We start from the raw sequence: 23590 nt of genomic DNA on the forward strand, positions 1-23590 counted from the left end.
TCAATCTCCATGTTGAATGGCGGTAAACACGCCGGCCGAGATCATCCCGGCGAGGTTGGCCTTCAGGTCGAACGAAGGGGCGTCGTCAAACGCGACGGTGACCGCTTCGCCCAGTGTCGCGCCGCTGAAAAGGCGAATGAGAAATGTCGCCCCGCCAGGAGGCAACCGCGATACGGTCACGTCCTGCTCGGGTCTCGTCACAAGGGCATCTTCTGGCTCGCTTGAGCGCAGCGGTGAAACCGGACCTTCATTGCGGTTCATCGCAAAGATTGCAACGGCCGGATAGGGTGACCGTATGATTCGCGTGGCCGGGTGGGGCTTGAAACGCAACCCTGCGAGCGAGGTCGGTTTGATGCTTCCCAGGGCTTCTGCGGCAAGCACCGGCATATCGGCTGCATGGTATGCGTCCAGCCATGCGCGCTCGATGCGCGCAGTATCCGCAAGCCACGGCATCTCCTGCGCATACTCGTACGATTCGATGAACGCGGGAAAATCCCGCCCATACTCGAACAGCAACGGAGAAACAGGCGGCGTCGCGCGGACATGGAAGCGCGCCATCGCCCTGAAGAAGTCGACACCGGTGATACGCTGGACCGCAGGATAAACGGCAGCCAGCGCATCGATCAGGCTGACCGTGACGTTGTTCCGATACACGTTGTACCGCTTGACCACGCCTTTCCCGGACGCGATCACCACATCTCCCGGTGCGGCAATCGCAGGGTCCGTCAAACCCGGCGCGAACCTCGCGGTGTAGTCGTAGGGACGATTGTCAGGACACATCGCTGGCTTCCTGAACGAGCGATCTGTCGTGCACCTGCATGATCCGCTGAGCTGTCAGTGCCTGGGCGCGCAGTACAAGCCAGTCGGGCAGATTGCTATCCCATTCGATCAACGTCGGCGTTGCGCCAATACGAGCCACGACGTCTGTGTAGAGACTCCACACAGGGTCGGCGATCGCGCGGTCATGGCTATCTATCAGCAGCGGTTCGCCTTCGTCGTCGCTCTGCTGGCTATGTCCAGCCAGATGAATCTCGCCGACCCGTTCAAGCGGAAACTCCGCAAGGTAGGTCGTCGCGGAAAAGCCGTGATTGGCCGCCGAGACGAAAACGTTATTGATGTCCAGCAGAAGGCCACAACCGGTGCGTTGGGCGACTGCTTCGATGAAGCCGGTTTCACTCATCGTCGAGGACGCGAATGCAACGTACGTCGACGGATTTTCCAGGAGAATCGGACGTTTGATCGCCTCCTGAACCTGATCAATGTGTCGGCATACCGTCCGCAACGTATCTTCCGTATAAGGAAGCGGAAGAAGGTCGTTGAAGAACGTCCCGCCGTGCGACGACCAGGCCAGGTGTTCGGACACCAGTGCCGGCTCATAGCGAGCGACCACGTCGCGAAAGCGCGCGAGATGCGTGGTATCCAGCGCGCCTCGCCCGCCAATCGACATGCACACGCCGTGAATCGATACCGGATAGTTCTCGCGGATGGCCGCAAGTGCCCGATGCGGAGGGCCGCCGGCACCCATATAGTTTTCCGCGTGCGCTTCAAAAAAACCGTGTTCCAGTCCGTCCGCAAGAATCGCGGACAGGTGTTGATGCTTGAAACTGGTACCAGCGAGCACCTCGACACCGGATATCTCGCCGCGGGGGCGACCCTGCTCACCGACTGCTCCTGCCCACCTCGCGTTATTCATGGTCGCCCCCAGGTTCCGTTTATCGCCCGCTAGATCACGACTTCAGCGCAGTGAGGGAGCCATGGCCGCCGCCCGGAACCTGGATACTCGTGCAGGTACCGCCCTGGACGAACTTCCACGAGTTACCCTGGAAATCCACTGAGGACGTACCCTGGCATGTGGTACCGGGACCCGCCGCGCAGTCGTTCTGCCCTTTCAGGGCAACGCCAAAACACATCTCCTTGTGAGCGGCAACAGCAGCGCTCTCCTCGGCCTTCGTGAGCGGTGCAGCATGCGCAACAGATGCGAGAAGGCTTGCAACGGCGCCGGCGAGCACAGCAGAACTGATAGAGGTCTTTGCAGACATTGAATTTCTCCAGTAGTTGAGAACGTACCCGTGGCGGATACATAGCTAGTTCGCTAGCTGCGGCTGCCCGGTTACAGGGAAGTCGATTTTTTTAACCGGCAGCGGGAACCACTGGCTGATCGACGACGTCTGGAACGAAGAATGACCGGCGAGGCTTGCTGAAAAAGCGCGGATGCCGGGTGCCGTGTCGACACGGCACCCGGCTATTGATGCCCTCTTCATTTCACCGCCGGCAAGACCGTCTTCTGGAACGCAAGGCTGCCGGACGCATCCGGCACCTGCGCTAAACTCGGGGACCCCGCGAGCCACGCATCGAGCTATGCAGCGCCCCCGGCGGAGTTCGTCAAGCTATCGTGCCGTGTACGCCCGCGACAATGAACGGGAGAGCGTCTGTGTCAGGCAGCACCGTGAACGGCTTCGTGTCCGACCGCTTCGCCGCGGCACGCGACATTTTCGAGGCCAACTTTTCGGACCGGGCGGATGTCGGCGCGTCGTTCTGCGCGACCGTCGAAGGGGAGACCGTCGTCGACCTGTGGGGCGGCTGGGCCGACGCAGAGAGAACAAGACCGTGGGAGCGCGACACGATCGCCAACGTCTATTCGACGACCAAGACGATGACCGCGCTCACCACGCTGCTGCTCGCCGATCGCGGCGAGCTCGACTTCGCCGCGCCCGTCGCGAAGTACTGGCCCGAGTTCGCGGCCAACGGCAAGGCGCAGATCACGGTCGCGCAAGTGATGAGCCACACGTCGGGCCTGTCGGGCTGGCGCGAGCCGTTCAGCGGCGCGGACTACTACGACTGGGACAAGGCGACGCGCCTGCTCGCCGCGCAGGCGCCGTTGTGGGAGCCCGGCACCGCGTCGGGCTATCACCCGTACACCTTCGGCTTCCTGATCGGCGAGGTGGTGCGCCGGATCACCGGCCAATCGCTCGGCACGGTGTTTCGCGAAGAAATCGCCGAGCCGCTCGACGCCGACTTCTGGATCGGACTGCCCGCTTCCGAAGACCATCGCGTCGCCGACCTGATCCCGAGCGAGCCGGTAGCCGACGCCCCCGAGCCGGCGCTGACCGACATCCAGCGAATCACTATGCTCGACTCGCTGCCCGAACCCAACGCCACGCTCACCCGCGCGTGGCGCGGCGCCGAAATCCCGGCGGTGAACGGTCACGGCAATGCGCGTTCGATCGCGCTGATCCAGTCGATCGTCGCGAACGGCGGCATCGCGAACGGCAAACGGATCCTGTCGGAAGCCGGCTGCCGTCGCGCGCTCGAACAACAGATCCAGGGACCCGATCTGGTGATCATGGGAATCGAGGTGCGCTTCGGTCTGGGTTACGGCCTCGCGCCGTGTCCGCTTTTCAAGCTCGTGCCGCCGAATCCGGACACGATCTTCTGGTCGGGCGGCGGTGGATCGCTGATCGTCGTCGACCTGAACGCGCGCACGACCTTCGCGTATGCGATGAACCGGATGAAGCGCACGCTCATCGGCAACGAGCGGTCGTTCAGGATCATCGAGGCGATGTGGGAAGCGATGGCGTAGCGTAGCGGTCGATGCGGAGCCACGCCCTCCTCTACTCAAACGCCGCATCCACCGGCACCCGATACCCCACCGCCAGCCGGTTCGTTTCGTTCGCCATCCCGACCACCGCGAGCAGTTCGCCGAACATCTCGTCGGTCATGCCGGCGCGGCGCGCCGCCGCGGTGTGGCTCGCGACGCAGTACGTGCAGTTGTTCGTCACGCTCACCGCGACGTAAAGCAGCTCCTTGACGAGCGGGTCCAGCGCGCCTGGCGACATCACGTCTTTCAGGCTGTCCCACGTGCGGGCGAGAGTCGGTGGATGCTGCGCAATGTACTTCCAGAAGTTGTTGACGTCGGGCACGCCGCGCGTCTCCTTGATGTCGTCGTACACGGCTTTCACTTCCGGCGCGGCGTCCGCGTATTCGACGGGCTTCTGTTGGCTCATGACTTCCTTCTCCAGTTCCAGTGAGAAATCGACGAGCCTGTAGACTACAGGACATCTCCGCATGTCATGCAGCGCTTGCTTGCAGGAACGACCAGGATGATTTCCCACGTATTCGTCGGTGTGACCGACTTCGACCGCGCGTACCGTTTCTATTCGCCGCTGATGCAGGCGTTGCAACTCACGCAGAAGTTCTGCGACCGCGAGACGCAATGGGCGGGATGGATGGCAGCGGACGCGCCGCGTCCGCTCTTCCTGATCGGCAAACCGTATGACGGCAATCCGGCGGACCGTGGAAACGGTCACATGATCGCGTTGCTCGCGCAGGACCGCGATGCAGTGGACCGCGCGCACAAGACTGCGCTTGCCCACGGCGGCTCATGCGAAGGGCCGCCAGGACTGCGGCCGCGCTATCACCCGAACTACTATGGCGCGTACTTCCGCGACCTCGACGGCAACAAGCTCTGCGTGTGCTGCCACGATCCGGTGTAGCTGCGTGTTATAGCGGCACGTCTTCGATCAGCGTCGAGCGCAACGCGCGAATCCGCCGATCGACGAAATACCCGCCGCCTTCCGTATAGCGCAGATAAAGACGGCCGCACGACGAGCATCGCCACACCGAACAGCGGTTGTACGGGAAGTAACGCGGCGCGATCGGTGCATCGGCGGACCAGTAGTTCGTCGCACCCGGCAGGTACTCGCTGAACGTCGGCTCAGGCTCGGCGCCATAATCCGGCGATAACAACGTACCGATCTCGACGAACTGCGTTTCGTCGAGCGACAGCGGCTGCGACTGCCAGCCGTCGAGCGGCGTTTTCGTACACGCGCAAGGCGTGCTTGCCGCTTGTTCCGCTTCCGCCTGCTCCGCGAGTTCACGGAGCGCGGTAGCGTCCAGGTATTCCGACATGAGGGATTCGATTTCCGCGGGGTTCAGAAGCAGGTTGTGCACGCGACTCTACTTCGTTCGCGTTCGCGTGCGAGCCGTTATCGCGCGAATCAACCCTGCATCATGCGGTCGCGCTGCGGGATCACCCACGAGCGGTCAAAGCGATCATGAGCAATCGCGTCGAGTGCCGCCGCTTCCTTTGCCGCTTGTTTACGTGCGCCTTCGATCACCGCCTGCACGTCGGCCGGTGTGATCGCGAGCAGCCCATCCTCGTCGCCGACGATGATGTCGCCCGGCATCACGACCGTACCGCCGACGGTCACCGGCACGTTGATCTCGCCCGGTCCGTTCTTGTACGGCCCGCGATGCGTGACGCCGCGCGCGTACACCGGAAAGTCGCGCTGACGGATCGCGCCGACGTCGCGGATCGCTCCGTCGATCACGAGCCCCCGCACGCCGAGCCGCTCCGCGAAACTCGCCATGATCTCGCCCATCAGCGCCTGCGTGATTTCGCCCTCGCCGTCGATCACGAGCACGTCACCGGGCCGGCAATAGTCGAATGCACGATGGATCGCGAGGTTGTCGCCGCCACGTGTGCGCACCGTCACCGCGGTACCCACGAGCGGCTTCGGCCGATGGAACGCCTGCAGGCCGACGATGCCGCTCGACCGCGCCATGTTGTCGCTGAGCAGCGACACTGCCAGTTCGCGCAATGCGTCCAGCGTCGCCGTGCTGGCCTGCGGCGCGGATTCGTACTCGCGCCATCCAATCGGATTCATGTCGTCGCTCCTTCTGCGGATCGTTGCCTGTCCAGTTGATGCGTGAGCCGCGCGTACACGGCGCGTGCGTTGCCTTCGTAGATGCGCTGCCGGTCGTCGGGACTCAGCCAGTCGATCGCGTCGATGTAGCGGCGCGTGTCGTCGTAGTAGTGGCCCGTTTCGGGATCGATGCCCTGCACGGCGCCGATGGTCTCCGACGCGAACAGGATGTTCTCGACCGGAATCACCTTCGCGAGCAGTTCGGCACCCGGCTGGTGATAGACGCAGGTATCGAAGAACACGTTCTTCAGCAGGTAGTCGCGCAGCAGTGGCCGCTTCATGTCCTGCGCGAGCCCGCGATAACGGCCCCAGTGATACGGCACCGCGCCGCCGCCATGCGGAATGACGAGGCGCAGCGTCGGGAAGTCGGCGAACAGATCGGCGGTCAACAGTTGCATGAACGCCGACGTGTCGCCGTTGATGTAGTGCGCGCCCGTCGCATGGAAATTCGGATTGCACGACGACGACACGTGGATCATCGCGGGCACATCGAGTTCGACCATCGCCTCGTACAGCGGATACCACGAGTGATCGGTGATCGGCGGCCCGGACCAGTGTCCGCCGGACGGATCCGGATTCAGATTGCAGCCGATGAAGCCCAGTTCCTGCACGCAGCGCCGCAGCTCCGCAATGCAGTTTTCAGGTGCGACGCCGGGCGCCTGGGGCAGCTGGCATACGCCGACGAAGTTGCGCGGAAAGAGCGTGCACACGCGGTGCACGAGGTCGTTGCATTCGCTCGACCATTGCTCGTTCGCCTCTGCGCCGGCGAGGTGATGGCCCATGCCGGCCGCACGCGGCGAGAAGATCGTCACGTCGGTGCCGCGTTCGCGCTGGATGCGCAGCTGGCCGGCTTCGATACTCGCGCGGATCTCGTCGTCGGTAATGGCGGGACGCGGCGGGACCGGACCGCCGTCCTTCAGCGCGGCGATCTGCTTCGTCCGCCATGCTTCATGCTGCGGCGGAGCGGTCGTATAGTGACCGTGGCAGTCGATGATCATGTGGTTTGTTCCGTGGGTATGTTGGCGATATCGCTTGATTCAGGTATGTGTGGCCGGATCGGCGGCGAGCGATGCGATGTCGTCTTCGCGGGGCGTGACACGCATCACGAGCGCGATGATCGTCGCGATCACGAGAAACGCCGCGATGGTCAAGAGCGCGTACTTGAAGTTGCCTGTCGCGCTGCGCACGAGGCCGATGCTCCACGGGCCGACGAGGCCGCCGAACTGCGCGATGGTGTTGATCAGCGCAATCGTCGCGGCGCCCGCGGCGCCAGTTCTGAACGACGACGCGAGACTCCAGAACAGCGGGTTGCCCGAATAGATGAAGAGACCAGTCACGCACAGCAGCACATACGCGATCACCGGATTCGGGGCGTACGCGCTGCCCGCGATCGCGAGCGCACTCATGCCGTAGACGAACGCGAGATGCTTCTTGCGATCGCCGGTGCGATCGGAACTGCGGCTGATCAGGAACGTGCCGAGCACGCCAAGCAACGGCGGCGCAGCCGACAGAAAACCGACCTCGATATTGGTCGGATGACCGAGACTCTTGATGATCTGCGGTAGCCACAGAAAGAGCCCATAGATGCCGACCAGCGCGCAGCCGAACAGACACGCGAGGCTCCATACGCGGATGTCGCTCGCGACCCGTAGCAGCGGATAGTGCGTATTGCCGCCGAGTGCCGCGCGTTCGGTCGAGAGCGTCGATTCGAGCCAGCGTTTCTCGTCGTCGGCGAGCCAGGTGGCGTCGGCGGGACGTTCGGTCATGATGCGCAGCGTGATCAGTCCGAGCAGCATCGCGGGCACGCCTTCGAGGATGAACATCCATTGCCAGCCCTGCAAACCGAGCGTGCCGTTCGCGTAGGTCATCACCATGGTCGAGATCGGGCCGCCCAGCACCGCTGAAAACGACCCCGCGATGATGTAGCCACCGACGGCCCGCGCACGATAGCGCACCGGAAACCATTGCGTCAGATACACAGCGATGCCCGGCAGGAAGCCCGCTTCCATCACGCCGAGCAGAAAGCGCAGCACGTAGAAGCTCGAATCGTTGAACACGAAGGCGGTTGCCGCCGCGACCGCACCCCACGTCAGCAGAATGCGCGCGATCCAGCGGCGCGCGCCGACGCGATGCAGCAGCAGGTTGCTCGGCACTTCGAGCAGCATGTAGCCGAAGAAGAAGATGCTGCCTGCAAAGCCGAACACGGCGGGACTAAAACCGAGCTCGTGGTTCATGTCGAGCGCGGCGAAACCGATGTTGATCCGGTCGAGGTAGTTGAAGAACATCATCGCGAAAAGCAGCGGCATCAGCCGCTTGTAGACCTTTCGCATCGTTACTGTTTCATCGAAAGAAGCCGTACTCATACTTATTGTCTCCAGCCATGCCGCGGCGGCCGTGGCCTGAGCGGCGTTCTTATCGTGTATTCGTTCCGGAACGCTAACGCATCGAGCAGAACGAAAACGTCAATGATAAAAACCGGCAGACGGTGCGTCCAAGACGAGTTGCTTATGCTTGTATTGGATTTTTCTTATACTGTGCCGCCCGCGAGCGGCGCGGGCAGACAGCCGAGAAATGCGCGCAGATGCGGCGATAGATCCTCGGTGCGGAAGGTCGCAGCCAGCGTCGAGCGGTACGACGAACCGGGGCCGATGAGATGGCGAAACACGACGTCCGTGCGCCCGTGCCGCGCGACCGATTCGCCGATCAGCGTCACGCCGAGTCCCGCCGCGACGAGCGCGATCGCAGTCTGGATTTCATAGGCCTCGTGCGCGACGACAGGCGTCACGCCGGCGTCGCGATAAAGCGACTGCACCGAGCGCTTGAACTGCGCGTTCTGATGCTTCGGATAGAGGATCAGCGGCGTATCGGCGAGATCGACGATGCGTATTTTCTTGCGTGCCGCGAGCGGGTGCCCGGGTTCGAGTGCGACCATCACGCGCTCGCGCAGCAGCGGGTACGACGTGCAGCCTGGAATCGCGAGCGGTTGCCGGCCGATGCCGACGTGAATGCGCATGTCGCGCAGCGCGTCGGTCTGCTCTTCGGTGAGCATTTCGAAGAGTTTCAGTTCGACCTGCGGGTACGCGTGATGAAACGCCTTCAATGCGGGCGGCAGGATGCTGTACATCGCCGAGCGCGTGAAGCCGATGCTGAGCCAGCCCCGCCGACCGATACCGATCTCCTGCGCCGCGACGCTCGCCTGTTCCCACGAACCGAGAATCTGGCGCGCCTCGGTGCACAGATAGTGACCCGCTTCAGTGAGCCGCAACGGCCGTCGCGCGCGGTCGACCAGTTGCGTGCCGAGCCGTTCTTCAAGCAGGCGAATCTGCTGGCTCAGCGCGGGCTGTGCGATATGCAGGCGCTCGGCTGCGCGGCTGAAGTTGAGTTCTTCAGCCAGGATCACGAAACACTGCAGCGCCCGCAGATTCATCCCGACGGTTCCAGTTAGCGGAGGATCTCTTCATGGTACATCCACCGCGTTCCTGAAACGCCGCCGCTCCATCGGCACTCAGACGCACCGCAGGTGCTCGCTGTTGCAGCTGATGCCGTTCCCGCTGTCCGTCGACGCGCCAAATAAATTTATGGTACGACCCGCATCCGGACTCCCGTCTGCGTCGTAAATGACCTTGAAGACGTGCCGCTTCCGGGTTGCATTCCCCACGAGACAGGGGCGGTGCCTCTTCGTGTCCGCGATTTGCATCGCTGCGTCGCGAAGGACTTCCATGTCGTGTGCGCGCCTGCATTGCGAATCGAGCGAGATCTCCACATGTCACTTGAGGAGCATGGCCATGTCAGACAGTTCGTCAACACAGCTTGTCGATGCATTCGATCGTCGTGTGGAACGCCGTCAACGGCGCAGGCAGTTTTTCCGCAACGCGGGAGGTCTTAGCCTGGGATTGGTCGGCGGCACGTTGATCAGCGCTTGCGGGGGCGGCTCAGGCGTCTCCGCTTCCGCGGCCGCTGCGCCCACGGACGACGAAATTCTCAACTTCGCCCTCAACCTGGAATATCTCGAAGCGCAGTTCTACACCTATGCGACCACGGGTAGCGGTCTGCCCGCGAGCATGCTCAGCGGCGTCGGTACGCAAGGCTCGGTGACTGCCGGGGCGCAGGTGCCGTTTCAGGATCCGCTCGTGCAGGCCTATGCGAACGAGATCGCCAACGACGAGCGCGAGCACGTCGCCTTCCTGCGCACTGCGCTGGGGTCCGCCGCTGTTGCGCAACCGGCGATCGACATCAGCGGAACCAATCCGAACGGCGCATTTTCCGTCGCCGCGCGTGCGGCCGGTCTGGTCGGCGCGGGTGTCGCGTTCAATCCGTACGCAAGCGACAACAACTTTTTGCTCGGCGCATTCATCTTCGAAGACGTCGGCGTGACTGCCTATAAAGGCGCCGCCCCGCTGCTCTCCAGCAAGACGTTTCTCGAAGCCGCGGCCGGCATTCTCGCAGCCGAGGCTTACCACGCCGGCCTCGTTCGTACCACGCTTTACGCCAAAGGGTTGAACACCGCGAGCCTGATCGCCGCGGCCAATGCCATCTCGGCGGCCCGCGACAGTCTCGATCAGGTCGGCAACGACGACCAGGGCATCAGCGGTTCGACGGCCGGCACGTCGAACATCGTGCCGCTCGACAGCAACGGCCTCGCCTTCAGCCGCAGCGCGGCCGACGTGCTGAACATCGTCTATCTGACGAGCACCGCTGCGGTCAAGGGCGGGTTCTTCCCGAACGGCGTGAATGGAAGCATCAACATGAGTGCTTGACGGCGCGCTGAAGGCAATGCATCCCGCCGGCGGCCACGCGCTTGCGCCCGCCGGCGTGAAAGTCGAGCAATCGAAAGTCGAGACCGGCCGGTTCGCCGTGACGATGCACAGGAGACTTCATGAACGATGCGACAGGTCAGCTGGTCGCGCGGCAAACGCTCACCGAGCAAGTCCGCGTCGATGTCCGCGAGATGCTGGCTGGCCGGCGCCGCGGCCTCGGCGCGATGCTGTCGTTTGCCGGACCGGCGGTGGTCGCGTCGATCGCGTACATGGATCCCGGCAACTTCGCGACCAACATCCAGGCCGGCGCGAAATACGGCTATTCGCTGCTGTGGGTAGTGGTGTTCGCCAACGTGGTCGCGATGCTGTTCCAGATTCTGTCCGCGAAGCTCGGCCTCGTGACGGGTCGCAATCTGGCGGAGTTGTGCCGGGAAACGCTGCCTCGCCAGGCCGTGATCGCGCTGTGGCTGATGAGCGAAGTCGCGGCGATGGCAACCGATCTCGCCGAATTCGTCGGCGGCGCAATAGGGCTGTCGCTGCTGTTGCATCTATCGCTGATCGCCGGGATGACAGTGACTGCCGTTCTGACGTACGGTCTTCTCCAGTTCGAGCGCGCGGGCTTCAGACCGCTCGAACTGGCGATCGCTGCACTGGTCGGCGTCATCGGACTCTCCTATCTGGCGGAATTGCTGATCACGCCAGTCACATGGCCTGCCGTGGCCGCCGGTGCGTTCGTTCCGTCGCCGCTCGACCACGACGCGCTGCTGCTGTCCGTCGGCATCGTCGGGGCGACCGTGATGCCTCACGTGCTGTTTCTTCATTCCGGGCTAACCCAGAATCGCGTGCGCCCCCGCAACGACAGCGAGCGTCGTACCCTGCTGGCCTTTTCGAATATCGAAGTGATCGTGGCGCTCGGCGTCGCCGGTCTGATCAACCTCGCGATGGTGATCACCGCGTCCGGCGCATTCCATGCGTCCAACCCGGGCATCGCGGAGATAGAGACCGCCTACCGCACCTTGTCCCCGCTGCTGGGAGGCGCCGCCGCGTGCTTCTTTCTGGCTGCGCTGATCGCATCCGGCATCTCGAGTTCGGTGGTGGGAACGATGGCCGGTCAGATGATCATGCAAGGCTTCGTCGGCTTCCGTCTTCCCCTCTGGCTGCGACGACTCGTGACGATCGTGCCGGCGTTCGTCGTCATCGGTCTCGGCGCGAATCCGACCCAGGCGCTGATCGTCAGCCAGGTCGTGCTCAGCATCGCGCTTCCGGTGCCGATGGCGATGGTCGTCTGGTTTTCGTCGAACCGGCAATTGATGGGACATCACCGCAACCGCACGCCGATCATCGTTGCCGCGTCGCTCGGCGCGGCTGCGGTGACCGCACTGAATCTCGTACTGGTCTGGCAGACGCTGGCTTAGCCGGCGCATGACGAGGTCCGCTCAAAGGGAGGACATGATGCGATGGCAACTGCAGCAAGCACTTGTTTCGGATGGCCGCCGCATGGCGATGCCGCCGCCTGTCGCGGTCCCGACCGACCGCTTCACTGGAGACAGGACGCACGCGCGGGGCAACATGGCACCCGATGACCGCCGCACGACAGACGACGCGGACACACGTCGCCGCGACCAGCTGAATCGCCTTCTGCTCGAAGCCGGTACAGGCAGCGAGGCCGCGTTCGCGACGCTCTATCAGCGTACCAGCGCGAAGCTGTTCGGCGTGTGCGTGAAAATGCTGCGCGATCGGAACGAAGCCGAAGAGGTTCTGCAGGACGTCTATATCACGGTATGGCGCCGGGCCGCGACCTTCGACCCGTCGCTGGCCAGCGCAGTCACCTGGCTGGTGGCGATCGCGCGGAACCGGGCCATCGACCGTTTGCGGCGGCATCGCGAGGAGCGGATGGACGAGTCGACCGAAGAGGAAATCGTCGACGAAAGTCCCTCGCCTGCTGCGATGGCGGAATACAGCGAGGAGCGGCGACGTCTGGAACGCTGTCTGGAGATGCTGCCCACCCGACAGGGCAATGCCGTGCGGGAAGCGTTCTTTACCGGCGCGACCTATGTCGAACTGGCCGAGCGACTGAGCGTTCCGCTCGGCACCATGAAAAGCTGGATCCGGCGCAGTCTGCTTCAACTCAAAGCGTGTCTCGAACCATGAATACCTCACTCTCCGGTCCCGGCGATCTGCGGTGCGCGGAATACGTGCTGGGCGTCCTCGACACTGCCGGGCGCAGGGAGATCGAGAAGGCGCTGCAGCGCGATCCCCGTCTGGCCGACAGTACCGCACGCTGGCAGAACCGCCTGCTGCCACTCGGCGAAGACATCGGCGAGATGGCGCCGCCGGCGTATGTCTGGACCCGCATCGAGTCCGAACTCGGGTTTGTGTCCGCCGCACCGCGACGACCACCCACCGGGTTCTGGAACAATCTCCGCGCGTGGCGCTGGGTCGGCATCGGTTCGAGCATGGCGGTCGCGGCACTCGTGGTGCTGTCCGTCGTGCCTCTGCTACACAAGCCTGCTGCAGTGCCGGGCGCCGGCGGTTATATGGTCGCGTCCATCGTCGGACAGGATAGCGGCACCGGATGGACCGCGACCGTCGACGTTCAGCGTGCCCGTATGGTGATTGTCCCTGTGACAGCTACACCGATAGCGGTCGGCCATTCCGCCGAGTTGTGGCTGATTCCGCCAGGCGCGAGACCCATCCCGCTCGGCCTGGTCGCCGCTGACCATCCGACCATTGTGTCGCTGTCTGGACCCGGGCTCGCGCAACTTGCTACGCGGACCGTACTGGCCGTTTCGCTGGAGCCGCCGGGTGGATCGCCGACGGGACTGCCGACCGGCCCCGTAGTGGCGAAGGGCGTGGTCGACGGCGCGTGAGTGCGTGAGTGTCAGTGAGCGATGCTGCCGACGGAACACGCGCATCCGCCGCTTCGCTCGAACCGTATCTTCGATTGCTTCCAGCGAGGAAGCATCGACCATGAAGGAGAACCAACATGCGATCCTGCAACGAAACAAAAACTGTCGGCGCTACATTCGTCCTCACCCTCACCGCCGCTGTTGCACTGGCCCTGGGAATGGCGACGTCCGCTGCGACGGCCGGTTCGATGTCGACTGAAGCGACCGTGGAGGTGGGCGGCGCAGCGATGTACCCGTCGAAAAACATCATCGAAAACGCGGTGAATTCGCACGATCACACGACTCTCGTTGCAGCCGTCAAGGCGGGCGGGCTCGTGCAGACCTTGTCGGGCACCGGTCCCTTCACGGTCTTCGCGCCGACCAACGAGGCCTTCGCCGCGTTGCCAGCCGGCACGGTTCAGACACTGCTCAAACCCGAAAACAAGCCGACGCTGGTGAAAGTGCTCACCTATCACGTCGTGCCGGGGCGCATCACCGCACACGATCTCGCGATGGCGGTCGAACAGGGCGGGGGCAAGGCAACCCTCAAGACGGTCGAGGGCGATTCGCTCGTCGTCAGCAAGGACGACAAAGGATGGGCGATCACCGACGACAAGGGCGACGTCGCGCATGTGACGATCGGCGACGTCATGCAGTCGAACGGCGTGATTCACGTCGTCGATACCGTGTTGATGCCGTGACGTCCACGGTCTCCTGAAACCGTCAACCCGCGGCCGGCGTGAAGGCGCGTTCCTGGCCTTCGCGCGGCGCCTTCAGCGTGAGCCGCGCTTCAAGCCCGCCGCCGTCGCGATTGTGCAGCGACAGCGTCGCGTCGATCGCCTGTGCGAGCTGACGCGCGATCGCGAGGCCGAGTCCAGTGCCACCAGTCTGCCGGTTGCGCGACGACTCGATCCGGTAGAACGGTTCGAACACCGTGTCGAGCTGCTCCGCCGGAATGCCGGGGCCGCGGTCGAGCACGGCGATCGTCACCGGTCCGTGCGGCGTGACGGATACTTCGAGCGCTGCGGCCCCGCTGAACTTCAGCGCGTTATCGACCAGGTTCACGACGATCCGCCGCAGCGCCTGCGGACGCGTCACCACCGCGGCCGGCTGCGGGTTCTCGTACGACACGGCATGACCGGCGTCCGCGTAGTCGTAGACGAGGCTGTCGAGCAACGCATCGAGATCGATCCGACACGCTGCCTCGGCGGTGCCGTGTAGTGTGCGGGCATAGGTCACGCCTTCCTTCACCAGGCTTTCCATTTCCAGCAGATCCTGGCGTAGCTTCGCGCTCTGCGCGTCGTCATCCATCACGTCGATGCGCAGCCGCATCCGTGTGATCGGCGTCTGCAGGTCGTGCGAAATCGCCGCGAGAATCTGCACGCGCTCGGCGAGGTACATCGCGATGCGGTCCTGCATCGCATTGAACGCACGCGCGGCGCGCGCCACTTCGGATGGACCGTCCTCGCGCAGCCGTGCGGCCTTCAGATCGGGGCCGAGCGTATCGGCTGCCTGCGCGAGTTCATGCAGGGGACGCGTTGCGAGCCGCACTGCGATCCAGCAGCACGCGGCGAGCACCGCGAGCTGCAGCACGAGCACGAGCGGCAACCAGCCCGACAGCGGGATCGACGACAGCGGGTGAATGTCGATCGTGAGCGGCGTGCCGTCGGTGAGGCGCAGATGCACCTGCAGATGTTCGCGGTCGCCGGGCACCTCGTTCGCGGTGAGCGGGTACTCGGCGCCGATGCCGTCCGAGATCGAACGCTCGACCCGCGCGGACAATCGCGCGCCCGGCGGCGTGCCGGTGATGCCGGGCCCGAGCACGAACTGGTAGCTGCGCCGGGCGAGCCGCGGCAACCATGCCGCGCGTTGCGCGGGCGGCAGATGATCGAGCAGCGCGACCGAACTCGCAACTTCACGTTCGATATAGTCCATCATCAGGTTAGTCGTCGCCTGATCGCGTTCGGTCATCGTGAGCCAGAACGACAGTGTCTGCGCGAGTGCGAGACCGACACAGAGGATCAACGCGAGCCGCGCGAACAGGGTCCGCGGCCAGCGCCAGATGAACGGCCTCACGATGGATCGCCGACGACGTCGACCGCCGCCGAGAACACGTAACCCTCGCTGCGCAGCGTCTTGATGTAGCGCGGCTCGCGCGCGACGTCCCGCAGACGCTGACGCAGACGGCTCACCAGCAGATCGATCGAACGGTCGAACGGATCGGCCTGACGTCCCTGCGTGAGATTGAGCAACTGGTCGCGCGTCAGCACGCGCTGCGGATGATCGAGGAACACCCGCAGTAGCCGGTACTCCGCGCCGCTCAGCGCGACCATCGTGCCTTCGGCGTCGAGCAGATGGCGCGCGGTCGTGTCGAGCCGCCAGTCACCAAATCCAAGCAGCGGTGCTGTTTCGGCGACCTGCATGCCGGGCGGCAGCATGCGCGTGCGACGCAACACCGAGCGGATCCGCGCAAGCAGTTCGCGCACGGCGAACGGCTTCGCGAGGTAGTCGTCGGCGCCCATCTCGAGGCCGACGATGCGGTCGGTCTCTTCGCTACGCGCGGTCAGCATCAGCACTGGCACTGCGCGAAATTTGCCGGCGCGCAGTTCGCGGCACAGCACGAGGCCGTCTTCGCCTGGCAGCATCAGGTCCAGCACGATCAGGTCAGGGGCGCCGTTGTCGAGCGCAGTGCGCATGTCGCGGCCGTTGGCCGCGAGCGACACGCGCATGCCGTTCTTCTCGAGATAGCCTGCCAGCAGTTCGCGAATGCCGCGATCGTCGTCGACGATCAGCACGTGGTCGATCTTGTCCATCGCGAAATCATACCGTGCGGCGGGTCGGGTCGACGCGGCGCCGCAGCAGCCCGCTGGATGGCACCATCGAGCATTGCAGCGGATGGGAGAGCTCAGCCGCGAGGCCGCCCGCAAGGAATGCGAGGATCGCGACGAGCCGTCTCAAGCGTCCTCCACGACGGACAGGCTCGCGCCGTTCGAGACACCCGCTTCGAGCGCATACGGATCGACACCGTCGAGGCAGCCCAGGTTGACGCGCCACAGATCCGGATGCATGCGCGTCTGATGAAATGGATAGATGCCGCAATGCCGGCAGAAATAGTGCTTCGCGACCTGCGTGTTGAACTGATACAGCGACAATGCGTCCGCGCCTTCGACGACCTGCAGGTCGGCTGCCGCGACCATCGGCGACATCAGTGCGCCCTTGCGCCGGCACAGACTGCAGTTGCAGCGCGTCGCGGGTGCGACGGCGGTACGGACTTCGAATTTGACGGCCCCGCAATGGCAGGACCCGTGCAGCAGCGATTCGCTCATGGTGCGCTCCGGTTCAGGTGATGGAGGCTTTATAGCGCACTGCGCGCCGCCCGCCGAGCCGGTTCTGTATCTCAATGTATCCGGTCGGTCGACAGATACAAAACATTGCCTGCGCGGGGGGCGCCGGATACGTTTGGGCGTGTCGATGCGGTCTGCTCGCGCAGAAATGACAGAGACGTGCGGGCTTGCCGGTGGGACAGCAAACGCGCCACGCCGGCGATTACGCAGGAGAATGGAACGCGGCGGTTTGCCGCGAAGACGGCGCCGCGGGTACCGCTAGATAAGCGGTGTCAATGAAGCATCGTGACCGGCGTGGCCGTCAGCCGCCACAAACCCGTCAGCAGCGCGAGCCGGCGAAACAGGCCGAAATGGCTCGCGTCGATCACGACGACGTCGGACTGCTTCTGCTGCGCGTAGTCGGCGATCGCCTTCGCGCCGTGACCGAACACGCGCTTCCATTTGTACGGGACGCCCGCGTCCTCGAGAATCTCGCGCGTCTGTATCAGCGCGCTGGACATCGCGTGCTTCTCGTGGAGACGCAGAACAGCGGGCGAATGGAACGCGACTCCGCGCCCTTCGTCGACGGGTTCGAGCACCTCGAGCAGTTCCACTTCGGCGACGCATCGCTCGAGAAACAGGAATGCCGCGTGGCGCGCGGCCAGTACAGCGCCCTCGCGATCCACGATGGGAATCAGCAACCGCAGCATTCAAACTCCAGTTTCGACGGACGAAAGTAGTCAGGACGCTTCGATTTCAGCACACGGCGGATCTACACACTGCAAAAGCTGGGCGGGAAATGCGTAAAAATTTCGTAAACGCCGGGCGATGACCCAGCCGCGAACTCAGACGATCTCGTCGACCAAGACCGCGAGAATCATCGCGTCCGCGTTGATGGGCGGCGGATCGCTCCTGCGCGGCCGGTAGATCGCGTCGCCGGCGCGCACCGGCTGACCGCTCAACGCGCACACGCCCTTCCTGCGTGCCAGCGCCGTTCGCCACACCTGATCGCCGTAAGACCCCCAGCGCGGGTCGCTCCACGACACCACCGCTGTTCTCGGGCCGATCCGGTCGACCACCGTTACGGTCACGGTGAGCATCGATGCGGCTGAGGCGGACACGGTCGGCATCGACGCTTTGCTGCGCTTGCGATCGGCGGCGCCCGCACGGACGACTGCGTTCACCTTCGCGACCGCGACGCCGACCATACCGGTATCGAGCAGGCGCACGGCCCATTGCCATGCATCCATCGGCATGCTGCTGTCACTCACGATTCACCTCGACTGATGAAGTACCTTCGCTTCAATGGACGACGCATGCCGCACCGGACGGGATGCGTCCTCGGCCGGACATTCGTCGACGCGCACTGGCAAGCGCGGCCGCGCGGCACGTTCAGGTACCTCGCGCCGCTATTGCCGGGCTGCGAATACATATTCATCTAATGATGAATTACTTGATGGTACGTACCAGCGATCGATCTGTCAAACGAGGGGAACGGAGGGGGAACCGCGGGCAGGAACGGCCATATCTGCAGGCTCGCGCATCATGCGGTTAAACTTGTGCCGGTGTGACTGCGATAAAAATCAGTGAGGGCCCGATTCGACAATGATTGCTGGAGATACCGAGAAGAGCCACGCCAAACCCGTGCGACGTGCACGGGGGCGCCCCGCATCGTGCAGCATGGTCGGCGCCGACGCGCTGCTCAGGAGCGCGCGCGAAGCGTTCGCGCGGCAGGGATTCGAAGCGACGAGCATCCGCGATATCGCGCGGCGATGCGGCGTCGATTCGGCGCTGATCGCGCATCACTTCGGAACGAAGGAAGGGCTGTGGATGGCGGTCGTCATGCAGATCGTCAGCGAGATCGCCCCGATGAACGAAAAGGCGACGAAATTGCGGGACCGCACCGAGCTCACTCCGCGCGCGCGTTTCGAGAAAGGGATCGCGCTGCTGGTCGACCAGGTGTTCCTGTCACCGGATGTCGGGATGTTCTTTTCGACCGCCGCGACCGAAAGAGGCGATCGTCTCGACGCGCTGACCGAGCACCTGATGCGCCCGTTCTATGGCGCATTCGTGCCGCTGATGAAAGACCTGATCGCGACCGGCGAGATCGGCAAACAGGACCCGTACGTTGCGCTGTCGCTGCTCGTCAACGGGATCGGGAAAACAGTGGCCTATAGCGACGTGATACTACCGTTCACGTCGCTGCCGAAGCGGCCCGCCGCGTTCAAGGCGGCGGTGCTCGCGGCAGCGTTGCGTCTGCTGCGTTGAGACGATAACGCGGGCTCGCGTACTTCGGCCGCGAGCCGGCCGCCTCTGGAATTACGAGCGCGCGGGGCGACCCGTCTTGACGGTTTCAACTGCCGCAATCGCGGCCAGCAACTGGTTCGCCGGTACGGATTCGAGCAGTCCGAGCCCAGCCCGCAACAGTTCGCTCTTCTTCACGACGACGCCCGCTTCGAGGCACTTCTGCTTCAGCACGGCGATCTTCTCGTAGTCGGATTTCGGCATCGTGAAGCTGTCGCGCACGACCTTTTCCTTCTTCGAGCGCTTTGCCTTGACTTCGACTGGCGCGGGTGCCGGCGCCGGTGCTGCGGGCTTCGCTGCCTTCACGGTTTTTGCTGCTTTCACCGTCCTGGCCGGCTTCGCTGCCTTCACCGCTTTCGGGGCGGCCTGAACTGGCTTCTTGACCGGTGCCTTCAGTGCTTTCGCGGTCTTCGCCGTCTTGACTGCCTTCGCCGTCTTCACAGCACGGGGCTTCTTCACTGTGGTCTGTGCCACTTCGACTGCCGGTTGCTTCGGTTTTGCCGCGGCGCGCGGGGCTTTCTTCACGGGAGCCGCGGCTTTCTTCGCGGGTGTCGCGGCTTTCTTCGTTGCGGTCCGGGTCGTACGGGTGGCGTTCACATTTACCTCCTTGATCAATAAACAATATAAACAGTATATATCGTTTATGAGATACCTCGAAAGTACACCAGAATACCGCGCTCAGCCCGCATCGACCGGCACGTACAGACGCGTGGCACCGCGCTGGATCAGCAATGCGATGCTGCGGCGGTTCTCGCCGACCTGGGTCGCGAATTCCGCCACCGTCGCGACCGGCGCATCGTTGACCGACAGCACGATGTCGCCCGCATGCAGGCCGATACGCGCGGCACGCCCCGCGACGCGCTGGATCAGCAGCCCGTGATCGACCTGCGACTGCTGCTGTTCCTGCGCGGTCAGCGGACGCAACGCGAGACCCCATTCGGTCGGCAGCGCGGCCTCGGCCGGGGTAGCGCCACCGTCGCCGGGCAGTGCCCCGACGGTCGCTGCGAGCAGCACCGCGCCGCCCGCGCGCCACACGCGCAGATCGACGCGCGTGCCCGGGCGCAGCTTCGCGACCCGGCCCAGCAGATCCCCGGAATCGTTGACCGGCACCTCATCGATAGCCTGCACGATATCACCGGCGCGCAGCCCCGCCGACGCGGCGGGCCCACCCGGCTCGACCATGCTGATCAGCGCGCCGTCCGCGCGCGTGAGGCCAAACGAGCGCGCGAGCGACTGGCTCAGATCCTGCGCGGCGACGCCGAGCCGTCCGCGGCTCACGCGTCCGGTGCGCAGCAGTTGATCCTTCACGTCGAGCGCGACGTCGATCGGCACCGCGAACGACAGCCCCTGATAACCGCCGGTCTTCGAATAGATCAGCGAGTTGATCGCGATCACGTGACCGTTCAGATCGAACAGCGGACCGCCCGAGTTGCCCGGATTGATCGGCACGTCGGTCTGGATGAAGGGCACACCGGTCTCGCCGGGCAGCGAACGCGACCGCGCGCTGACGATACCCGCCGTGACCGTATTCGCGAAGCCGTACGGCGAACCGATCGCCATCACCCAGTCGCCGACCTCTACCTGCGCCGGGTCGCCGGTGACCGCGGCGGGCAGATTCTGCGCATCGATCTTCACGAGTGCGATGTCCGACAGCGCATCGCTGCCGATCACCCTGCCCTTGAATTCGCGCTTGTCGGTCAGCTTCACGTCGACGACCGACGCATCGCCGACCACATGACGATTCGTCAGCACGTAGCCGTCCGCACTTACGATGAAGCCCGACCCGAGATTCACTTCCTCGCGATTGCCGATCACGCGGCGGCCGACAAACGGCGCGAGCGGATTGTCCGGCGTCATGCCCGGCGGAAGCTGCACGCCGACCTGCTTCACTTCGCGCGTCACGCTGATGTTGACGACTGTCGCGCCGTAGCGTTTGACGAGCGTCGAGAAATTCGGCAAGACGATTCGTGCGCGTTCATTGGGGGGATTGGCGTCAGCCGCGGATGCATCGAGCACCGCGGTCAATGAGACGCTGCACAGCACGGCCAGAACGACCCGCGGCAGGTTCGGTTTTCGCATGTCGTATCGCTCCGAAAAACGCTGTCCGCGATTTTACCGGGCAATATCGGTCAGCCGCGGGTCAATGGCCCGGCGGCACCGGGACGGGTGGCGCCGGACGCTGCGGCTGCACGGATTTGCCCCAGTTCGAACCGAACCGGTTGCGCTCGGTGGACAGGTTGAACGTGCCGACGCGGTTCGACGGTTGCGTGGCGAGCGCTTCCGCCGCGCTTTTTTTGTCGACGCTCGTGCCACCAGGAACCGTACTGTCCGGACTCGCGGTCGGCGAGAGCTGCCGGCTCAGGCAGTCGTACGACAGCGTGTGCTCGCCGTCCACTTCGACGTCAACGCACACGGGCGGCTTCGCCGACGGCGCCGACGCGTGCTGTGCGGATGCGGGGCCTGCAGGAAGCGCGATCGTCGCCACTGCAAACAGGCAGACGCACGCGACGCGTGCCTGCCTGCGAAGCCTCACGACAGCGCCGCTCACATCCGCATCGAACCACGGCAGGCAGGCGTTCATTGCGCGGTGGCCAGCGCCTTCTTGAGCGCGTCTTCATCGATCGAAGCCGCACCGGGTCCCGCGAGCTTCGCCAGATAGGCCTGCGCATTCTGCTGCGCACGCTGCTGCCGCAGCGACGCGCGCAGTTGCTCCTTCACGTCGGCGAGCGGCCGCAGTACAGGCGCGCGCACGTCGATCAGCTTGACTATGTGAAAACCGCTCGCGGTCGTAATCGGCGCGGACACGTCGCCGGGTTTCATCGTCGTGAGCGCCTGGCGGACCTCCGGTACGACCAGCGGCTCGGCGATATAACCGAGATCGCCGCCGGTGACCGAACCCGCCTTGTCCTGCGCAGTGGCACTGGTACTGGCACTGGCCAGCGCGGCGAAATCGGCGCCGGCCGCGCGTGCCTTTCGACCGAGATCGACCGCACGTTGACGTGCCGCGTCGCGAGCCGATGCATCCGCATCCGGCGGCACCGCGATGAAAATCTGCGCGAGGTGCAGCGCACGCGGCGTCATGAACGCCGCCTTGTTCTGGTCGTATGCGCGCTGGAGATCGTCGTCGGACGGGTAATCGGCGGGCGGCATACTGACCGATGCCAGATAGCTGCGCACGACGACCTCGCGCTGCGCTTCGTCGACCGCCGTCTTCACCTGCGGCTGACGGTCCCATCCCTTCGCTTTCGCTTCGGCGAGCACCGTTTTTTGCGCGAGACGCGCGCGCACCATGTTGTCGAGCGCGGCCGGATCGGCCTCGATCCGCGCGCGGCTTTCCGCACCCAGGGTCCGGACAAACCCGGCGACGTCGGCCTGCGTGAGCGCCGTGCTTCCCGTTCCCGCTACCACGTCGCCTTGCGCCAGCGCGTGTCCCGATGCGATCGCAAGCGCGCCGCACAAGCTATACACGATCGTCGCGATCGCCTTCATGTTGCCTCCTTCTGTTCTATCGATCTGTTCTATCGATCCGCTCATGCGTCCACTCAAGGCGCTTCGGCCAGGCCGATGCGGATCACGACCGGCTGCCGCATGCCGCGCGGCGGCGCGGCGTTCATCTGCTGCAGCGTCAACAGCGTACGCAGATCCGCCTCGGCTGCCTCATCGCCCAGCGGCGGGAATTCGACCCGCGTCACGTGGCCCGACGCATCGAACCACGCTTTCACGCGCAGCGTCGACGGCACGCGCGCGTCGGCGTCCGTAGCGTTGGCATTGGCAGTGGCATCGCTGGCTGCTGCGTCGTCGCGTGCGTCGAGAAACGCATGAAAGCGTTCCGCCGGTTCGCTGTCGCCCGCCAGTGCCTGCTGGAAACGCTGCGACGCTATCTGAGCATAGGCGACCCACGCGCGCGGTGCATGACCTTCGGCAACCGGCCGCCCCTGCGCGGCCGCGTCGTGACCGAAGAGCGCGAGCACTGCCGCGAACAGCATGCCGGCCGGTCCGCGCGATTTCATTGCAGCGTCGGGTTCGCGGGATCCTTCGGCGCAGCTTTCTCTTCTGTTGCCGCTGAAGTTGCCCCTGAGCCGGTTGCGGCCTGCTCCGCCGCCGCGAACACCGGACGGTTACGCAGATGCAGCAGGAACTCCTGAATCAGCCGGTCCCACAGTTCGATCATCGAGCGGATGTGGCGTTCGCTCACGCCGCCGGCCACGACGACATCCATCTCCAGCACTAGAAACTGCTGATGCGCGGACAGCCGTGCAAAACGCTTCGTGCGGTTCCACGTCGGCACGAGTTCGGCGGGCAGTTCGCCTTGCACCTGCAGCGCGCAGCTCAGCGTGTAGTCGAAAAATGCGGCGGGTGCCGCGGAATCCGCCGCATCGGCCGGTGCCGGATTGCCGAAGCGCACCGTGAAGCCCACGCCCTGGCTTGCGCTCATCAACTGCACGTTGCCGTCGAATTCCGCGGCGGTCACGCGATAGCCCGCGCCCTTGAAGATGTCGGCGAGTTGCTCGACGTGGATCGTTTCGATCGGCGTAGCGTTGGCAAAAAGCGCGGCACCACCGTCCTTCTGCGATTCGTTCGTATCGGTGTTCATGAGTCGAATCCTCTGGTTG

Annotated in this window: 29 protein-coding genes; 8 read left to right on the plus strand and 21 right to left on the minus strand. The window is 64.4% G+C overall.

The window, feature by feature from the left end; translation table 11 throughout:
• From ACREXZ_RS15740 to ACREXZ_RS15750, 3 genes are read right to left on the minus strand one after another with little or no spacing between them, the layout of a single operon-like run.
• Positions 1-780: an HvfC/BufC family peptide modification chaperone gene (locus ACREXZ_RS15740; protein WP_431765024.1), complete on the minus strand. Its 780-nt coding sequence runs from the start codon at positions 778-780 to the stop codon at positions 1-3.
• On the minus strand, positions 770-1693 hold the full coding sequence (gene bufB / locus ACREXZ_RS15745) for an MNIO family bufferin maturase (RefSeq protein ID WP_431765025.1): 924 nt from the start codon (positions 1691-1693) through the stop codon (positions 770-772). The genes ACREXZ_RS15740 and bufB overlap by 11 nt, the downstream gene beginning before the upstream one ends.
• A 34-nt stretch (positions 1694-1727) precedes the next feature.
• A complete protein-coding gene (locus ACREXZ_RS15750) occupies positions 1728-2039 on the minus strand; it encodes a BufA1 family periplasmic bufferin-type metallophore (RefSeq protein ID WP_431765026.1) in 312 nt (103 codons plus the stop codon).
• A gap of 392 nt (positions 2040-2431) precedes the next feature.
• Here ACREXZ_RS15750 and ACREXZ_RS15755 point away from each other — a divergent pair, with 392 nt between their 5' ends.
• A complete protein-coding gene (locus ACREXZ_RS15755; protein ID WP_431765027.1) occupies positions 2432-3580 on the plus strand; it encodes a serine hydrolase domain-containing protein in 1149 nt (382 codons plus the stop codon).
• 31 nt (positions 3581-3611) lie between these two features.
• On the opposite strand, the gene ACREXZ_RS15760 is transcribed toward ACREXZ_RS15755, so the two are convergent.
• Positions 3612-4004: a carboxymuconolactone decarboxylase family protein gene (locus ACREXZ_RS15760; RefSeq protein WP_431765028.1), complete on the minus strand. Its 393-nt coding sequence runs from the start codon at positions 4002-4004 to the stop codon at positions 3612-3614.
• 96 nt (positions 4005-4100) lie between these two features.
• Between ACREXZ_RS15760 and ACREXZ_RS15765 the strand changes: the two genes are divergently transcribed.
• The gene (locus ACREXZ_RS15765; RefSeq protein WP_431765029.1) at positions 4101-4493 is read left to right on the plus strand and encodes a VOC family protein; all 393 of its coding nucleotides are present in this window, start codon (positions 4101-4103) and stop codon (positions 4491-4493) included.
• A gap of 7 nt (positions 4494-4500) precedes the next feature.
• Here the strand turns inward: ACREXZ_RS15765 and ACREXZ_RS15770 are convergent, their stop codons facing one another.
• The 5 genes from ACREXZ_RS15770 to ACREXZ_RS15790 form a co-directional block, all read right to left on the minus strand.
• A complete protein-coding gene (locus ACREXZ_RS15770; RefSeq protein WP_431765030.1) occupies positions 4501-4908 on the minus strand; it encodes a hypothetical protein in 408 nt (135 codons plus the stop codon).
• Positions 4909-4997: 89 nt separating this feature from the next.
• Positions 4998-5666: an RraA family protein gene (locus tag ACREXZ_RS15775; RefSeq protein WP_431765031.1), complete on the minus strand. Its 669-nt coding sequence runs from the start codon at positions 5664-5666 to the stop codon at positions 4998-5000.
• Positions 5663-6703 carry an amidohydrolase family protein gene (locus ACREXZ_RS15780; protein WP_431765032.1) on the minus strand — a complete coding sequence of 347 codons (1041 nt, stop codon included), beginning with the start codon at positions 6701-6703 and terminating at the stop codon, positions 5663-5665. The genes ACREXZ_RS15775 and ACREXZ_RS15780 overlap by 4 nt, the downstream gene beginning before the upstream one ends.
• A gap of 39 nt (positions 6704-6742) precedes the next feature.
• Positions 6743-8068, minus strand: a complete 1326-nt coding sequence (locus tag ACREXZ_RS15785; RefSeq protein ID WP_431765033.1) for an MFS transporter — start codon at positions 8066-8068, stop codon at positions 6743-6745.
• A 164-nt stretch (positions 8069-8232) separates the two neighbouring features.
• Complete coding sequence (locus ACREXZ_RS15790; RefSeq protein WP_431765034.1) at positions 8233-9132, minus strand: LysR family transcriptional regulator; 900 nt, start codon at positions 9130-9132, stop codon at positions 8233-8235.
• Between the two features lie 358 nt (positions 9133-9490).
• Here ACREXZ_RS15790 and ACREXZ_RS15795 point away from each other — a divergent pair, with 358 nt between their 5' ends.
• From ACREXZ_RS15795 to ACREXZ_RS15815, 5 genes are all read left to right on the plus strand, one after another.
• A complete protein-coding gene (locus ACREXZ_RS15795) occupies positions 9491-10462 on the plus strand; it encodes a ferritin-like domain-containing protein (protein WP_431765035.1) in 972 nt (323 codons plus the stop codon).
• A 119-nt stretch (positions 10463-10581) separates the two neighbouring features.
• On the plus strand, positions 10582-11877 hold the full coding sequence (locus tag ACREXZ_RS15800; RefSeq protein ID WP_431765036.1) for an Nramp family divalent metal transporter: 1296 nt from the start codon (positions 10582-10584) through the stop codon (positions 11875-11877).
• Positions 11878-11914: 37 nt separating this feature from the next.
• A complete protein-coding gene (locus tag ACREXZ_RS15805) occupies positions 11915-12613 on the plus strand; it encodes a sigma-70 family RNA polymerase sigma factor (RefSeq protein ID WP_431765197.1) in 699 nt (232 codons plus the stop codon).
• A complete protein-coding gene (locus tag ACREXZ_RS15810; protein WP_431765037.1) occupies positions 12610-13332 on the plus strand; it encodes an anti-sigma factor in 723 nt (240 codons plus the stop codon). The genes ACREXZ_RS15805 and ACREXZ_RS15810 overlap by 4 nt, the downstream gene beginning before the upstream one ends.
• A 197-nt stretch (positions 13333-13529) precedes the next feature.
• Positions 13530-14051, plus strand: coding sequence for a fasciclin domain-containing protein (locus ACREXZ_RS15815; protein ID WP_431765038.1), 522 nt, complete (start codon positions 13530-13532; stop codon positions 14049-14051).
• Between the two features lie 22 nt (positions 14052-14073).
• On the opposite strand, the gene ACREXZ_RS15820 is transcribed toward ACREXZ_RS15815, so the two are convergent.
• The 6 genes from ACREXZ_RS15820 to ACREXZ_RS15845 form a co-directional block, all read right to left on the minus strand.
• Positions 14074-15426, minus strand: a complete 1353-nt coding sequence (locus ACREXZ_RS15820; RefSeq protein WP_431765039.1) for a sensor histidine kinase — start codon at positions 15424-15426, stop codon at positions 14074-14076.
• Positions 15423-16163, minus strand: a complete 741-nt coding sequence (locus ACREXZ_RS15825; RefSeq protein ID WP_431765040.1) for a response regulator — start codon at positions 16161-16163, stop codon at positions 15423-15425. The genes ACREXZ_RS15820 and ACREXZ_RS15825 overlap by 4 nt, the downstream gene beginning before the upstream one ends.
• A 7-nt stretch (positions 16164-16170) precedes the next feature.
• Positions 16171-16308 (minus strand): hypothetical protein, encoded by a 138-nt coding sequence (locus ACREXZ_RS15830; protein ID WP_431765041.1) that lies wholly within the window; start codon positions 16306-16308, stop codon positions 16171-16173.
• Positions 16305-16676 (minus strand): GFA family protein, encoded by a 372-nt coding sequence (locus ACREXZ_RS15835; RefSeq protein WP_431765042.1) that lies wholly within the window; start codon positions 16674-16676, stop codon positions 16305-16307. Before ACREXZ_RS15835 ends, ACREXZ_RS15830 begins: the two co-directional genes overlap by 4 nt.
• Before the next feature lie 290 nt (positions 16677-16966).
• Positions 16967-17383: a universal stress protein gene (locus ACREXZ_RS15840; protein ID WP_431765043.1), complete on the minus strand. Its 417-nt coding sequence runs from the start codon at positions 17381-17383 to the stop codon at positions 16967-16969.
• Between the two features lie 135 nt (positions 17384-17518).
• Positions 17519-17944: a DUF3331 domain-containing protein gene (locus tag ACREXZ_RS15845; RefSeq protein ID WP_431765044.1), complete on the minus strand. Its 426-nt coding sequence runs from the start codon at positions 17942-17944 to the stop codon at positions 17519-17521.
• Between the two features lie 409 nt (positions 17945-18353).
• Between ACREXZ_RS15845 and ACREXZ_RS15850 the strand changes: the two genes are divergently transcribed.
• Positions 18354-18941: a TetR/AcrR family transcriptional regulator gene (locus tag ACREXZ_RS15850; protein WP_431765045.1), complete on the plus strand. Its 588-nt coding sequence runs from the start codon at positions 18354-18356 to the stop codon at positions 18939-18941.
• A gap of 51 nt (positions 18942-18992) precedes the next feature.
• Here ACREXZ_RS15850 and ACREXZ_RS15855 read toward each other — a convergent pair whose 3' ends face one another.
• From ACREXZ_RS15855 to ACREXZ_RS15880, 6 genes are all read right to left on the minus strand, one after another.
• Positions 18993-19574, minus strand: coding sequence for a hypothetical protein (locus ACREXZ_RS15855; RefSeq protein ID WP_431765046.1), 582 nt, complete (start codon positions 19572-19574; stop codon positions 18993-18995).
• 81 nt (positions 19575-19655) lie between these two features.
• The gene (locus tag ACREXZ_RS15860; protein ID WP_431765047.1) at positions 19656-21056 is read right to left on the minus strand and encodes a Do family serine endopeptidase; all 1401 of its coding nucleotides are present in this window, start codon (positions 21054-21056) and stop codon (positions 19656-19658) included.
• 61 nt (positions 21057-21117) lie between these two features.
• A complete protein-coding gene (locus ACREXZ_RS15865; protein ID WP_431765048.1) occupies positions 21118-21558 on the minus strand; it encodes a hypothetical protein in 441 nt (146 codons plus the stop codon).
• Positions 21555-22466, minus strand: a complete 912-nt coding sequence (locus ACREXZ_RS15870) for a peptidylprolyl isomerase (protein WP_431765049.1) — start codon at positions 22464-22466, stop codon at positions 21555-21557. The genes ACREXZ_RS15865 and ACREXZ_RS15870 overlap by 4 nt, the downstream gene beginning before the upstream one ends.
• A gap of 53 nt (positions 22467-22519) precedes the next feature.
• Positions 22520-22987, minus strand: a complete 468-nt coding sequence (locus ACREXZ_RS15875) for a YbaB/EbfC family DNA-binding protein (RefSeq protein WP_431765050.1) — start codon at positions 22985-22987, stop codon at positions 22520-22522.
• Positions 22984-23571, minus strand: a complete 588-nt coding sequence (locus ACREXZ_RS15880; RefSeq protein WP_431765051.1) for a YbjN domain-containing protein — start codon at positions 23569-23571, stop codon at positions 22984-22986. The genes ACREXZ_RS15875 and ACREXZ_RS15880 overlap by 4 nt, the downstream gene beginning before the upstream one ends.
• Between the last annotated feature and the right edge of the window lie 19 nt (positions 23572-23590).

The organism is Paraburkholderia sp. (genome assembly GCF_050742655.1).
In the GTDB taxonomy this organism is placed as follows: Bacteria; Pseudomonadota; Gammaproteobacteria; order Burkholderiales; family Burkholderiaceae; genus Paraburkholderia.